The 14446-nt window shown below is 45.6% G+C and carries 15 protein-coding genes; 9 read left to right on the top strand and 6 right to left on the bottom strand.

Going from position 1 to position 14446, the window contains the following annotated elements:
- Nucleotides 1-3 precede the first annotated feature (3 nt).
- Nucleotides 4-339 (bottom strand): hypothetical protein, encoded by a 336-nt coding sequence (locus DRW07_RS08570; protein WP_124027458.1) that lies wholly within the window; start codon nt 337-339, stop codon nt 4-6.
- A 97-nt stretch (nt 340-436) separates the two neighbouring features.
- Between DRW07_RS08570 and DRW07_RS08565 the strand changes: the two genes are divergently transcribed.
- Nucleotides 437-1192 carry a Nif3-like dinuclear metal center hexameric protein gene (locus DRW07_RS08565; protein ID WP_124027457.1) on the top strand — a complete coding sequence of 252 codons (756 nt, stop codon included), beginning with the start codon at nt 437-439 and terminating at the stop codon, nt 1190-1192.
- Between the two features lie 2 nt (nt 1193-1194).
- Nucleotides 1195-2007 (top strand): methyltransferase domain-containing protein, encoded by an 813-nt coding sequence (locus tag DRW07_RS08560; protein ID WP_124027456.1) that lies wholly within the window; start codon nt 1195-1197, stop codon nt 2005-2007.
- On the opposite strand, the gene DRW07_RS08555 is transcribed toward DRW07_RS08560, so the two are convergent.
- Together DRW07_RS08555 and DRW07_RS08550 are read right to left on the bottom strand one after the other, a co-directional pair.
- Nucleotides 1970-2974 carry a 2-hydroxyacid dehydrogenase gene (locus DRW07_RS08555; protein ID WP_377923179.1) on the bottom strand — a complete coding sequence of 335 codons (1005 nt, stop codon included), beginning with the start codon at nt 2972-2974 and terminating at the stop codon, nt 1970-1972. The genes DRW07_RS08560 and DRW07_RS08555 overlap by 38 nt on opposite strands.
- Nucleotides 2974-3462: a glutathione peroxidase gene (locus DRW07_RS08550; RefSeq protein WP_124027455.1), complete on the bottom strand. Its 489-nt coding sequence runs from the start codon at nt 3460-3462 to the stop codon at nt 2974-2976. Before DRW07_RS08550 ends, DRW07_RS08555 begins: the two co-directional genes overlap by 1 nt.
- Nucleotides 3463-3529: 67 nt before the next feature.
- On the opposite strand from DRW07_RS08550, the gene DRW07_RS08545 reads away from it, so the two are divergent.
- A complete protein-coding gene (locus tag DRW07_RS08545) occupies nt 3530-4411 on the top strand; it encodes an NAD(P)-dependent oxidoreductase (RefSeq protein WP_124027454.1) in 882 nt (293 codons plus the stop codon).
- On the opposite strand, the gene DRW07_RS08540 is transcribed toward DRW07_RS08545, so the two are convergent.
- Nucleotides 4388-6034, bottom strand: a complete 1647-nt coding sequence (locus DRW07_RS08540; RefSeq protein WP_124027453.1) for a response regulator — start codon at nt 6032-6034, stop codon at nt 4388-4390. The two genes, DRW07_RS08545 and DRW07_RS08540, sit on opposite strands and share 24 nt — an antisense overlap.
- 186 nt (nt 6035-6220) lie before the next feature.
- Here DRW07_RS08540 and DRW07_RS08535 point away from each other — a divergent pair, with 186 nt between their 5' ends.
- Genes DRW07_RS08535 through gmhB form a run of 5 tightly spaced genes read left to right on the top strand, consistent with a single transcriptional unit; the run spans nt 6221 to nt 11509 of the window.
- The gene (locus DRW07_RS08535; RefSeq protein ID WP_124027452.1) at nt 6221-7711 is read left to right on the top strand and encodes a CoA-acylating methylmalonate-semialdehyde dehydrogenase; all 1491 of its coding nucleotides are present in this window, start codon (nt 6221-6223) and stop codon (nt 7709-7711) included.
- 14 nt (nt 7712-7725) lie between these two features.
- On the top strand, nt 7726-8880 hold the full coding sequence (locus DRW07_RS08530; protein WP_124027451.1) for an acyl-CoA dehydrogenase family protein: 1155 nt from the start codon (nt 7726-7728) through the stop codon (nt 8878-8880).
- A 5-nt stretch (nt 8881-8885) separates the two neighbouring features.
- Nucleotides 8886-10016 (top strand): enoyl-CoA hydratase/isomerase family protein, encoded by a 1131-nt coding sequence (locus tag DRW07_RS08525; RefSeq protein ID WP_124027450.1) that lies wholly within the window; start codon nt 8886-8888, stop codon nt 10014-10016.
- Complete coding sequence (mmsB, locus tag DRW07_RS08520) at nt 10016-10909, top strand: 3-hydroxyisobutyrate dehydrogenase (RefSeq protein WP_124027449.1); 894 nt, start codon at nt 10016-10018, stop codon at nt 10907-10909. The genes DRW07_RS08525 and mmsB overlap by 1 nt, the downstream gene beginning before the upstream one ends.
- A gap of 45 nt (nt 10910-10954) precedes the next feature.
- Nucleotides 10955-11509: a D-glycero-beta-D-manno-heptose 1,7-bisphosphate 7-phosphatase gene (gene gmhB / locus DRW07_RS08515; protein ID WP_124027448.1), complete on the top strand. Its 555-nt coding sequence runs from the start codon at nt 10955-10957 to the stop codon at nt 11507-11509.
- Nucleotide 11510: 1 nt separating this feature from the next.
- Here the strand turns inward: gmhB and DRW07_RS08510 are convergent, their stop codons facing one another.
- Together DRW07_RS08510 and DRW07_RS08505 are read right to left on the bottom strand one after the other, a co-directional pair.
- Nucleotides 11511-13028, bottom strand: coding sequence for a DUF3413 domain-containing protein (locus DRW07_RS08510; RefSeq protein ID WP_124027447.1), 1518 nt, complete (start codon nt 13026-13028; stop codon nt 11511-11513).
- Nucleotides 13029-13038: 10 nt separating this feature from the next.
- The gene (locus DRW07_RS08505) at nt 13039-13257 is read right to left on the bottom strand and encodes a YejL family protein (protein WP_124027446.1); all 219 of its coding nucleotides are present in this window, start codon (nt 13255-13257) and stop codon (nt 13039-13041) included.
- 138 nt (nt 13258-13395) lie between these two features.
- Here DRW07_RS08505 and yejK point away from each other — a divergent pair, with 138 nt between their 5' ends.
- The gene (gene yejK / locus DRW07_RS08500; RefSeq protein WP_124027445.1) at nt 13396-14442 is read left to right on the top strand and encodes a nucleoid-associated protein YejK; all 1047 of its coding nucleotides are present in this window, start codon (nt 13396-13398) and stop codon (nt 14440-14442) included.
- The last annotated feature ends 4 nt before the right edge of the window (nt 14443-14446 follow it).

Genomic DNA, 14446 nt, shown 5'->3' with positions numbered 1-14446 from the left:
AGATTATCGGGGCAAGATTGCGCCAGCGTTGTCTGACTTAATTTGCTCTGCCCAGTACTGCTTCACAGAGAATCCTGTATCGGATTTTGTTTTTTTAGCTTTGGCTTTAGTGGCAGGTTTTGCTTTTGGCTTTGATGCTTCTTTGCTGTTTGTATCAGCCGTAGCTTTGTCTGCAGAGAGCGTTTTTGCCATTTCATCTAATTGGGCAAGACGCATGTTTTTACCGCCATCGACACTAAACCAGCCGCCTTTTGCCTCAATTTGTGGAGCTTTACCGTTTGCTTTTGTGTATGCTTCGGTAAAAGCTGCAATTACTTGCTCTTTATCGAGTTTACTCATTCTTTTTTCGTTACCTCATATGGTTTACCTAGCCGATTTGTTATAACGAATTTTTGTGTTGATGTCTAATTTGTAACGTATTTATTACGGAAATGTTATGTCTTTGAAACGAAATCAGCTATTGAACATACTGAATGACTTTTTATCTCCCCAGGAAATTAAGGATTACTGCCCAAATGGTTTACAGGTAGAGGGTACTGATACCATTTCTCATATCGTGACGGGTGTTACGGCGTCTCAAGCGCTCATAGACAGAGCGATAGCACTAAATGCAGACACTATTTTGGTCCATCACGGCTATTTCTGGAAAGGTGAAGCGCCGGTCATAACAGGTATGAAGCGCAGTCGATTTAAAGCATTGCTTGAAAACAATATCAATCTTTTTGCTTATCACCTGCCTTTAGATGTTCACGCTGAGGTGGGCAATAACGTGCAGCTGGGTCAGTTGCTCAACGTGAACGCCATTAAGCCTTTGAACTCAATTAAACCACAGGGTCTTGTTTATACCGGTGAAGTTGATACTTGTGAGCCTGTCGACGTTAAAACACGTCTTGAAAGCACGTTAGGAAGGTCAGTACTCATGGAGCCAGGTAACCGCAGCATAACTACTCTTGCCTGGTGCACAGGCGGAGGACAAGGATATATTGAGGCGGCGGCCGAAGCGGGTATAGACGGCTTCATTAGTGGCGAAGTTTCTGAACAGACTATTCACGTCGCAAGAGAGATGGGCATTAGCTTTTTCAGTGCAGGGCATCATGCTACAGAGCGCTATGGTGTAAAAGCCTTAGGAGAATGGCTAACAGCACAAACCGGTGTGGCTGTGTCTTTTGTTGATATTGATAACCCAGCATAAACATGACTAATAAAAAGGACATTCGTCAAGACATTCGTCGAGACCAATCATTTGACGGTATTGCGGATAAGTTCAATAAAAACATTTATGGCACCCCTAAAGGCAAACTTCGGCACGCAATACTTAGCCATGTTCTTGCGCCACACTTTGCCCATAAAACACCACTTAAGGTGTTGGATCTTGGTGGGGGAACGGGTGTCATGGCTCAGACCTTTATAGAGTGGGGTCATAAGGTCGATATCGTTGACATTTCTTCAGATGTGCTTGAACTTGCTAAAGCATCAATGAATTCTGCAATTGACACAGGTATGGTGCGTTTTTTTTGTTCACCCATTCAGACTTTCAACAGTGAAGAAAAATACGATCTTGTCATTTGTCATGCTGTGCTCGAATGGCTTGCCGAACCATTAAAGTGCATGGCTAGTCTTGTGCGTTTTTTGAAGCCTGAAGGTACCTTGAGCTTAAGCTTCTTTAACAGAGACGCCAAATTGTTTTCAAATGTGGTATACGGTAATTTTGAGTACGTGGAAAATGGCTTACAGGTTAAAAACCAGGTCAGGCTCAACCCGCAATCACCCTTAACATTGGACGAGGTCTCACAATCATTGTCCGGGATTGGATTTCATTGTATTCAAACGTCCGGAATACGGTGTTTTTACGACTATATGAAGAGACCTTTGGTATCGGAGCAGGAATACCAGTATCTCCTTGCGTTGGAAAAGCAGTATTGCCAGCAAGCGCCATTTAGCCTATTTGGCCGCTATCTACACGTACTTGCTAAACAACCCGACGAGCACCATCAAGCTGCCCCTTAGAAAAGTGCACGAGATTTTCTACTGTCACTCTGGCTATCTCTTCCAGTGCTTCGTGAGTGAAAAAACCCTGATGCCCTGTAATCAACACATTGGGGAACGTAGCAAGTCGCTCGAAGACATCATCTTGTATGATGGTGTCAGAGAGGTCTCTAAAAAAGAGTTCCGATTCCATCTCGTACACATCTAACCCCAAGTAGCCAATCTTGCCTTTTTTCAGTCCCTGTATAATGGCGTGGGTGTCAACCAGGCCACCTCTAGATGTGTTGATAAGCATTACTTTTTCACGCATACGTGCAATGGCATCATCGTTTATGATGTGGTGTGTATCTTCGTTTAACGGGCAATGAAGACTCACTATATGACTGCTACTTAACAATTCCGGTATGTCGACATATCGTGCACCAAGTGCTTCTGCTTCGGGATTTTTTGCGATGTCATAACACAGAATATTACAGCCAAAACCGGCAAGGATTTTGATTGTTGCTAATCCAATCTTCCCGGTACCAACAATGCCTACGGTCTTACCATGTAAGGTAAAGCCCTGTAATCCATCCAATGAGAAATTACCCTCTCTTACCCGATTATAGGCTTTGTGCAAGCGCCGGTTTAGAGTCAGAATTAAGGCTATTGTGTGTTCGGCTACGGCTTCGGGTGAGTAGGCAGGCACGCGAGAAATAGCAATGTTTAACGCTTTCGCTGTTTCTACATCTACCTGATTAAACCCTGCACAACGCAGAGCAACATGCTTAACCCCTGCAGCATGCAAGGCCCTCAACGTATCACTGCAAATATTATCATTAACAAATGTGCATACGGCATCGTGACCGTGCGCTAAAGATGCTGTTTCTGGAGACAATGACGCCTCGAAATAATTACAGGTGAGCGCACCTTGGTGCTGTATTAAAAATGGCTCAAAAGCCCTTTTGTCATAGGCTTTTGTACTGAAAAATGCGATGTGATTCATCATTAGCCCTGTAACGCTTTTTCAATGTCGGCTTGTATGCTTTCCGGTGAGGTTGCTGGGGCATAACGCTTGATGACTTTGCCGTCTTTCCCTACCAAAAACTTTGTAAAATTCCACTTGATACCTTTACTGCCAAGCACGCCTGGCGCTTCCGTTTTTAAATAATCATAGAGCGGTAACGCCTTGTCGCCATTAACATCAACTTTTTCGAACAAAGGAAACTTAATGCTGAATTTGGTTACGCAAAATTCTGCGATATCGCCTGCGTCACCCGGTTCTTGGCTTCCAAATTGATTGCAAGGAAAAGCCAGTACACTAAATCCCTTATCTTTATATTGCTCATATAAGGCTTCTAAACCATCATACTGCGGCGTGAATCCACATTTACTTGCGGTATTAACGATTAGGAGAACCTGACCTTTGTATTCGGACAAGTCTTGTTCAGTGCCGTCATTTAAACGTGCCGAAAACTCATGTACGCTGTTGCTCATTGATAATTCCTAACAACTAAGATTTTAGACTGTGAGTTTGGCACAGCGAAAAATAAAAGGACAGCAGATGCACAACAACAAACCCAAATTAGCTTTTATTGGACTCGGCGTAATGGGCTTCCCCATGGCTGGTCATCTTGCCAATGCGGGATATTCGGTGACGGTATTCAATCGCACACAGGAAAAAGCTGTTCGCTGGACACAGGAATATGTTGGAAAGTACGCAGCGACGCCAGCAGATGCGGCAGCAGGGTGTGACATGGTATTTCTGTGTGTCGGTAATGATGATGATGTTACTGAGGTTACACTGGGCGAGCAGGGTGTTTTGTCGACTATGCAGGCTAACACCATACTGGTCGATCACACTACCGCCTCTGCCGATATTGCCAGGGTGTTGTCGAATCATTGCCAAAAGAAAGGTGTACAGTTTATGGATGCCCCCGTCTCTGGTGGCCAGGCCGGCGCTGAAAATGGCAAGCTGACGGTCATGCTTGGCGGCGCGGCTTCTGCATTTGAAAGCGTAAAAGAGGTCATCGCTTGCTACTCGCAAAGTGCCCGATTACTCGGGCCGGCGGGTAGCGGACAGTTGGCAAAGATGATGAATCAAATTTGCATTGCTGGGATAGTACAGGGGCTGGCAGAAGCGCTTCAGTTTGGTACCAACGCGGGTATGGACTGCGCCGCAGTGATCGACGTCATCAGCAAAGGCGCGGCACAATCTTGGCAAATGGAGAACAGAGCTAAGACCATGATTGAGGGAGAATACAATTTTGGCTTTGCCGTTGACTGGATGCGAAAAGATTTAAATATTGCTTTGAACGAAGCTCGAAGAAATGGCTCTACCTTGCCACTTACTGCGTTAGTCGATCAATTTTATGCTGACGTACAAAAAGCGGGCAATGGGCGTTATGATACATCTTCATTGCTAACACGATTCTCGGGCCATTAACTTTTGGATTCTGTCTAGTCGTTGTTGGTTGGCTTGGTTGAGCGAGAGCTGTGAAAGCTGTTCAAGCAGGTGACCAGTGGTGATGTGTCTGAATGACGTACGATTAAGCTCTACCAGGCACTGTAGCAAATTGAGTGAGAAAGCGGGCATTGTGGGAATGCGCTGAAACGCTTCAAAAAATAAGGGCATCGCTTTTTCTGCCTGCTTGTTAGCAAACAAAACCATGCCCTCTTCGTTTAAATCTACGGCTTTCTGTTGGTCGAGCCCCAATGTCTTTTCACTGTCGTTTAGCCCTATTGTCATTACGCTACGCCAGGTTTGGTCCTCGGCTTTTTCAAGCTGCGCTTCAGCGCGGTTTAGCAGTGCTTTGCCGTTCTCCTTATGGCCAATTGAGAACAATACTTTAGCTGCACAAAATTGCGCACTGGGCTGGGCTGATTGCAAGGCCAGCATATTAAGATCACCAATGAGCTTCTGTGCTTTTTCGTTATCACCTTCGAGTGTGGCAGAGTAAGCTAAAAGCACGTCTTTCTTGAGTTTTAGCTGCATGTCTGATTCCCCTCTGGCAGCCATACCAATTAGTTTTCGCGCTTGGGAGAGGCTTTCTTCTCGTTGCTTCAATGGCGTTTCTTCTGCGATGGCAATATAAAACTCAGCCAGCTCATAAGTAAACTCTTCAAACCTATCACGGGTTGAGCGGTTGTGTTCTCGTTGCCTTTGCAGTAAATCAATACCTTCAATAACTTTGTTTTGTTTGCGGTAGGCCAGCGTTATTAGCTTGGTCGCAGACATAGTCAAATCTGTTACTTTAATGTTTTCCAAAAAGTCACTGGTTTGTTCATAAAGCTCTCGCTCGGCACTTAGGCAGGCGAGCCACTCGAATGCTTTGTCGCGTGTCAGATTTGTTTTTACAAGATGTTGCAAAATATTTTCGCAGGCACTCCACTCGCCTAATAGATATTGGCATTTAATTTTCCCCCACTGAGCCCAGAGGACTTTGTCAGAGCGTTGTAAGATACTGTCGTAGAGTGTGACGGCAGAGCTGTAAAAACCGGTATAAACCAACAGGCGGGCAAAGAGCTTGTTTAGCTCGGGCATAAACCTATGCGTATTAGCATTGACGGGTTGTGCGTCTAATATGAGATCTTTCATGTGTCGCAGAGCCAAGTCATATATGCCATTATCCATGTGATTCAACACATCGGTAACCAATTGCCTGAATACTAGATATTTTTCTATGTGCTTGGTTAACATTCCCATGGTATAGGGTTTTACAATGAGCATGTCAGGATGCAATTCCATAATTTGCGCGATAGTTTTGGGTGCGCGGTCGGCGGTAATGAAAAACACACCTGTACTGGGTTTAATATGGCCAGACAGTTTTAGCCCTTCTATGCATTCAACACCATTTTTGTGTTGGCCCAGATGGTAATCAATAATCACAACATCGATGGGTTGGCGCTTCAGGGCACTTCGCAGCTCATTGCCGTTACTGAAGCTATGGATATCAAAGCAACCGAAAGGTAACAAATGACTGCGTAGATTCGTTCTGGCAGTAGCATTATCCTCAACTATTGCCAGGCGAAGTTGTAAGTCCATATGGCCAAAAATGTTGTGTTGCAACTGTATTCAGAATAACAGTCGACTGTTTTTCCGTCACGAATATTTCGTGTACAGATTGATACTTTGTTATGCGTACAATAATGTTTACACTCCCTGTTTGGGTCGCATTAGGTTAACGTTTACGTAAAGTGAAACAGTAGGTAAGGTTGCTGTTAATTTTTTGTGACTACTTACGTGAGATATGTAATGCACACAGTTCCTTTGTTAATCAACGGCGAGTTTACGCCTTCTTCTTCTTCTGAATTTATCGATGTAACCAATCCTGCTGATAACAGCGTTATTGCAAAAACGCCCTGTGCGACTCAGGTAGAAATCGAGCAAGCCATTGCCAGTGCCAAAGCTGCTTTCGAAACGTGGAAAGATGTGCCTGTAACTGAACGGGCACGAGTGATGATGCGTTATCAAGCGTTGCTAAAGACGCATCATGATGAAATTGCTACTGTGTTATCACAGGAGACCGGAAAGACGTTTGACGATGCCAAGGGCGATGTTTGGCGTGGTATTGAAGTGGTTGAGCAAGCCATGAATGTGCCTTCGCTAATGATGGGAGAAACCGTGGAAAATGTGGCTCGCGGCATCGATACAGTTAGCATGATCCAACCGCTTGGTGTTTGTACAGGGATCACACCTTTTAATTTCCCTGCGATGATCCCTCTATGGATGTTTCCTCTTGCCATTGCATGCGGCAACACCTTTGTGCTTAAACCCTCTGAACAAGATCCTCTAACGCCAATGAAGTTGGCTGAGCTGTTCATGCAAGCAGGCGCTCCAGCTGGCGTGCTGAACATTGTGCATGGTGGAAAGGAGCAGGTTGAGCCTTTGTTAACACACCCTGACGTACACGCTGTTTCTTTTGTTGGTTCTGTGCCAGTAGGACAATATATTTATAAAACAGCCACAGACCATATGAAGCGAGCGCAGTGTTTCGCAGGCGCGAAGAATCACAGTGTGATCATGCCTGATGCCAACAAAGAACACGTCATTAACCAAATGGTGGGGGCCTCTGTTGGTGCAGCAGGTCAGCGTTGTATGGCTATCTCTGTTGCTGTTTTTGTGGGTGAATCGCAGCAGTGGATTGATGAGCTGGCAGAAAAAATCGCGCAGGTTAAGCCAGGTGTATGGGATGACAAAAACGCCGGATTCGGACCACTCATCAGCCCAGCGGCAAAAGCAAGAGTGCTCTCTCTAATTCAACAAGGTAAAGATGAGGGGGCAACCTGCCTGGTTGATGGCAGCGACGTAACGGTAGCCGGTAAGGAATCGGGAAACTGGGTTGGCCCTACCGTGTTTAAAGACGTCACTGCAGATATGGCGATTTACCAACAGGAGATTTTTGGTCCTGTTCTATGCTGTATGTGCGTAGAGACACTAGATGAAGCATTAGCGCTTGTGAATAATAACCCTTTTGGCAATGGAACCTCTATATTCACCAACAGTGGATCAGCAGCGCGTAAGTATCAGCGCGAGGTCACAGTCGGTCAGGTCGGCATTAATGTGCCTATTCCTGTTCCACTGCCTTTCTTCTCTTTCACGGGCTGGAAAAACTCTTTCTATGGTGATTTACATGCCTACGGTAAGCAAGCCGTGCGCTTTTATACAGAAACCAAAACCATCACTTCTCGATGGTTGGAAGACGATATTGCACGTGGTCCAAACATGACCATATCGATTGACTGATCAGGGGGCAGTAAATGAATTTCGAATTAACCGATGATCAACGGGCTTTTGAAGAAACAGCAAGGCAGTTTGCAGAAGATCGATTGTTGCCAAATGCCGCACATTGGGACAAAGAGCACATCTTTCCGACAGACGTGTTCCGCGAAGCAGGCGGTCTGGGTTTTTGTGGGCTGTATACGCCAGAAAATGCGGGCGGTTTGGGGCTAGCCCGACTGGATTCTTCCATTATCTTTGAACAGTTATCTATGGGGTGTACCACCACTACAGCCATGTTGACCATACACAATATGGCCACCTGGATGATTGCTACCTGGGGTAGTGACGAGGTCAAGTCTGCCTGGTGTGATGCACTGGTTGCCGGTGAAAAACTGGCTTCTTATTGTTTGACAGAGCCTGGCTCAGGCTCAGATGCAGCGTCATTAAAAACTAAAGCCACTTCTCATCAAGACGGCTATTTGTTAAGCGGCTCAAAAGTATTTATCTCGGGTGCAGGAAGCACAGACATGCTAGTGGTAATGGCAAGAACAGGTGAAGCCGGACCTAAAGGCGTCTCTGCTTTTGCTGTTCCTGCAGACAGTGAAGGCATTGTGTATGGCAAGCCCGAAGAAAAAATGGGTTGGAATGCCCAGCCAACTCGCATGGTGACGTTTGAAGATGTATTTGTGCCCAAGGCGAATTTGCTTGGCGATGAAGGCCAGGGATTTACCTTTGCAATGAAAGGGCTGGACGGTGGACGCATCAATATCGCAACGTGTTCTGTCGGTACCGCCCAGCAAGCGCTGAACACAGCAAACGCTTACATGCAGGAAAGACAACAGTTTGGCAAACCATTAGCAGCGTTTCAGGCATTACAGTTCAAACTGGCCGACATGGCCACTGATTTGGTTGCCGCGCGTCAAATGGTTAGATTGGCAGCGAGCAAGCTAGATGGCAACCATGCCGACAAAACCACTTATTGTGCAATGGCTAAGCGTTTTGCTACTGATGTGGGGTTTGATGTTTGCAATCAGGCGCTACAAATACATGGTGGCTATGGTTACATCAAAGAATATCCATTGGAGCGCCATGTGCGTGATGTACGCGTACATCAAATCCTAGAGGGTACCAATGAGATCATGCGGGTGATTATTGCAAGAAGACTGTTGTCAGATTTAACTAAGGTAGAGTAGTTGCTATGGCTGAAAACGCAGCAATATTAAGTGCTATTAAGCCCGGTAAAGCTGGGAAAAGTATAGGCACCATTGTTCTTAATAAGCCCAAAGCGCTGAATGCATTGGATCACAATATGGCTGAGTCTATGTTGTCGCTACTTGAGGAGTGGGCAAGTGATGACAACATCACCTGTGTCTGCGTTTATGGGGCAGGCGACAAGGCCTTTTGTGCGGGTGGCGATGTTGTCTCAATGCATAAAGCCATGACAGCGCAGCCCGAACAAACGCCGTCGAGTGTTGAGGCATTCTTCACTACCGAATACCGGTTGGATTACCTTATTCACACATACAATAAGCCCATTATCGTAGTGGGTCACGGATTTGTGATGGGGGGCGGAATGGGACTGTTTTGTGGTGCCAGTCACAAAGTCGTCACGCCTAGCAGTCGTTTGGCTATGCCTGAAATAACCATAGGGCTGTTTCCCGATGTGGGAGGCACCTATTTCCTGCCACGGCTTGGACGAGGAATGGGTCTATTTCTTGGACTGACGGGCATTCCGTTTAACGCCGCAGATGCGCTGTTTGTGGGCATGGCTGATCATCATATCGCTGATGGCAACATTGATGCAGTCATCGACGCGTTACTCGATATTGAATGGTCAGCCGATTCAGAGCATGGAAAGCAGGTTACTCAGGTACTTGAGCAGTTTACTGTTCCGGCTACAAATCCGTCTAAGCTGGCGCAATACCAACATGAGATTGCAGCGTTGGACAAGGCTGACTCTGTCATTGAAGTAGCAGCAATGTTAGAAGGTTTGAATAGGGATGATAAGTGGATTAACAGAGCAGTTGGCAATTTTACCAAAGGTTCGCCTATCACAGCGCATGTCGTGTTTGAACAGATTCGGCGTGGCGCGCACCTAAATCTTGCTGAGGCGTTCAGGCTGGAATTGAATATGGCTTGCACGTGCGCAGCACTGGGAGAATTCCAAGAAGGTGTGAGAGCCTTATTAATTGACAAAGACAATTCACCCAACTGGCGTTACAAGCAGCTTGACGAAGTACCCGACGACGTCATTGCAAAGCATTTTACGCCTATTTGGGCAGGCGCTACACATCCACTCAGTCACTTGGAAATGAAAGGAACGAGTTAATGAAAAATATCACTTTTATTGGCCTTGGTAATATGGGTGGGCCAATGGCGGCAAACCTGTTAAATGCCAATTTTTCGGTTACTGTTTTTGATTTGAATAAAGAGGCAGTTGCATCATTAACAGCAGTGGGCGCGACTGCTGCTGATTCGGCCAGACGGGCTGTTGAGGGTGCTGATACCGTTATCACTATGTTGCCGGCAGCAAAGCACGTGGAGTCTGTATATTTTGACCAAAACCACGGTATCGCTGATGGACTAGGCACAGATACGCTGGTGATAGACTGCAGCACCATAGACGCTGATACTGCGCGTTCTGTCGGCAATAGATTGTCACAAAAGGGAGTGGGCTTTATCGATGCGCCCGTTTCAGGCGGTGTGGGTGGCGCCAAAGCTGGGACACTTACCTTCATTATGGGTGGCGCTGAACAAGATGTTGACCGTGCCAGACCTGTTTTAAGCGCGATGGGCAAAAACCTTTTTCACGCGGGAGACTTAGGCTCAGGTCAAATTGCTAAAATATGCAATAACATGCTTCTAGCTGTTCTAATGGCAGGGACAAGTGAAGCGCTCCAGTTGGCTATTCACAACGGTCTGGATCCTAAAGTAATGTCTGAGATCATGAAACAGAGCTCGGGCAATAACTGGGCACTTCAACTGTATAATCCTTGTCCCGGCGTTATGGACACTGTGCCGTCAAGTAATGATTATGAAGGGGGCTTCATGGTTAAACTGATGAACAAAGATCTCGGACTCGCTGCAGAGGCTGCACAAGGAAGCGGTTCTGCCACGCCGATGGCTTCACTGGCACAGAGTTTGTACAAGATGCACCAGAACCAAGGTTATGCAGAAAAAGATTTTTCCAGCATTTTTAGGTTATTTGATCAGAATAACTAAGTGATACACTTAGCGCCATCGCATTGATAAAAAAGAAAGTGATTCATGCACAAAGCATTGTTTCTTGATCGCGATGGCGTAATCAACATTGATAAGGGCTATATCTACCAAGCGGCTGATGTGGAGTGGGTACCCGGCGTCATTGACATCATGCAGGCCTTCAAGAATAAAGGTTACAAAATTATTGTAGTGACTAACCAGTCAGGGATAGGCCGTGGCTACTATTCAGAAAAAGATTTTCACGCATTGATGACGTGGATGAATCAGGCATTATCAGCCAGTCAGGTACAATTCGATGGTGTTTACTTTTGCCCACATCATCCTGAACATGCACTTGGCAAATATAAAAAGGTATGTGGCTGCCGCAAACCTGCTGGCGGCATGTTATTTGATGCCATTGAAGCGCATCACATCAATCCGGCGGACTCCACAATGATTGGTGATAGCTGGCGAGATGTCATGGCTGCGGAGGAGGCAGGGGTCGGGCAGATTTACTATTTGGCTCAACAGGTAGCACCGCATCATCAGGAACATATCGACAATGCTTTTGGTAAGGTAAAAGCAGTAAGTAAACTGTCCCAGATACTAGAAAGTAAATAGCCTAGTTTGCTACCGAAAAGCGGGTTAAATGTTTAATTGCCTGGCTGAGTAAATCAACATTCAGTTGCTCGTTACTACGTGAGTTATCCTGCGTATTAATGATTTCATAGCTGCCATTGCTCATGACTTCTATTCGCTGATTGTTGTTCACCACAACAATTTTGTCTTCGCTGGTACTGACAATCCAGTTTCTACTGGGATCAAGTAAGTTACGCCCTGTGGAATAAAGCCTTGGAGGAGCATCACAACCAAACGCATGCAATATCGTTGGCGCTATATCCTCGATACTGGCAAGTTCTGCCTTAAGGGTTAGGTTTGAATACAACACACCTTTCTGCTGAGGATTGTTACCTATACCTGCTATGATCACATGATGGCTTTGTATCAGGCCCTCATTGACTACGGTACGGATGGTTTGCGCATCGGTAAAGGCAATGTGCATACCGGATACGGGAATGGCGAAGGGCTCTTGATAAGGCTTAATATAATTGTGCTCAATAATGGCGTCGGTACTAATACTCACATGCATACCCTGAGCATGAGGCAACGCCAAAAGTACAGGCCGTTTGTTCAGCAACGGCGTTTTATACAATTCTGGCACACCAAATATGGCTGACATCACAAGGGATTCCCTTGACGAAGACGTTGCATAGTATTGTTCGATAGCACTTAGCCCAAGCGAGGAAAAATCACTCAGTGGAAAATCGTCTGTCTGAATGAATACTATCGTGGGCCTGCTGTCGTTTACACTGCAGTACACGGGTTCACTGGGGTACCTGATGGATTGCAGGTTCGAATTAAACTGCAACTGTTTTCGTTGTTCATAGCGAGCCAAATCGAGCAGACCATAGCGAGAGAGCGTGGTTTTTGCTGTGGCGGGATATGACAATGGAAACAAGTTATCTTGTTTGATGATGGGTTGGTACAATTGTGCATCGGCCCAAACGTGAACTGCATGACTAGACACAAAACAAAATACAAATACGCTGGTTACTGGCAAACCGATTTTATATTCATTGAGGCGCTCTAGACGTTTCCAAATAGCGTTCGCGAGTACCAGTTGACAACCCAGCCAAATAAAAAACAACAGCAACAAATAACTCCATTGTTGCCAGCCAAACTGACTGATTCTGTATTGCGCTTCATCGCGGACTAACTCCGCAGCACTAAAACTAATATGAAAACCGGTGCGCGTGTACAAGAGTGCATCAAACGCAAGTAGAGCAAGGCCAATGGCTGCAACAACAGAACCTGTTGCTTTCACTGCTTTCTCGTTACTTACCACGTAACACAGTGGCAATATAAGAATGACAAAACCAATAAATGTGATGAAGCTTATGTGCCCTAACCAGTTTGTCACCAGATACGCATTGCCTAGTAGCGATCCCGGAGAAGGTGACGAAAACAAAAAAATGGATGAAATGGTTAACGCAAAAACAATATTGGCCAATGCGAACCAGTGCCCCCAACTAACTAATCGGGTAACACGCATGCGACGGGGCGACTCAGCTAAAATCACGATAGTGTCTTTATTCTTTATCTAACGTTTTTTGTAAAATAGCAGAAAATGCCTGCGCTAGCTCAGCTCTTTGCGCTGGCGCAACATGTTGATTGAACACATGACTTACCACATTCCCCAACACCATTAAGGATAGATCCTTATTGGCTTTGTTGCTTTCTAATACAACTAAAATCTCATTCATGATGCGTTCAACATCATCGTTTGTGTATTTGCTTTTTTGTGGCATGGAAAATCAAGTGTTTAGAAAAGATTACGGCGATTATATGCCTGACTTATGGCATAATGCCAGCCAAGTTTTATGTCATGCGCTTTTGCAAAATACCACAGCGCTGATTTTTTTATGCCGGAGTAGTAAAACGTACCCATGAGTATGCAGGTTCATCATTTTGTTGTTCACCAGATTGGTATGGACAACAACGAAAAGTTAACCCTGGTTCCTAGAGAAGCCTGTCTTTCTCCTTCGTTGGCTTTGGATGCCTTCTGTCATCAGCTTAACCATAGCTTTAATAGCAAACCAGGAAAGGGCGTGGGGTGCTTTTCCGACGATAATCAAGCTTTTGCACAAAGCTTGCGTCAATTTATGCGTGCCCAGTCGGAAGAGACAGAAAGCGACGCAGCATTCCATGGCTTCAGTGTAGAGGCTGGAACGCTGTTGATTAAAGCGTTATTAGACACCAATACGGTCGAAACTGGCTTCTTGGTGTTTGCGCATTATGAATACCTGGCAACTCAGTATTTAATGATTGGTTTACTTAACACCCGAGAGCACATTGAGGTAAATAGCGCCTTGGAGCTATCGTCAAAGGAGCACCTTGACCTGGCTCGCATGCAGCTTGCGGTTAAACTGGATCTGACTCAGTTGTCTATTCAACCAGAACAGAACCGCTACATCAGTTTTATCAAAGGCCGAATGGGCCGCAAAGTGTCAGACTTTTTTATGCAGTTTGTAGGGTGTGAGGAACAAGTCGACGTTAAGCAGCAAAACAAATTGTTAATTTCATCGGTTGATGAATACCTGTCAACAGAAGTACTTGATGCATCGGAAAAGCATCAGCACAGGGACCAGGTAAAAGACTACATGAAATCGAAGCACGTCGAGGGCGAAGAAATTTCCATTAAAGAGCTATCTGCGCATTTACCGTCAGATTTGGCAAACAAGAGCGATTTCTCGGTGTTTGTTGAAAACCTTGAGACACCTATTGAGCCCAGCTTTGCACCAGACCCATCGGCATTGCGCCAACTGGCCAAATTTTCTGGACAGGGCGGCGGTGTGAGTGTGGCATTTGACAGAAAGCTCATGGGCGAACGTGTACACTATGATGTCAATACAGATACTCTGACAATAAAGGGCGTCCCACCTAACCTTAAAGATCAGCTTACTAAAGCGCTCAAGAGCCACAACGAAGGATAGGTTA

It is taken from the genome of Paralteromonas sediminis (assembly GCF_003820355.1).
In the GTDB taxonomy this organism is placed as follows: domain Bacteria; phylum Pseudomonadota; class Gammaproteobacteria; order Enterobacterales; family Alteromonadaceae; genus Alteromonas_F; species Alteromonas_F sediminis.
The sequence above is the reverse complement of the archived record's forward strand: the minus strand, read 5'-3'. Positions and strand labels throughout refer to the sequence as shown.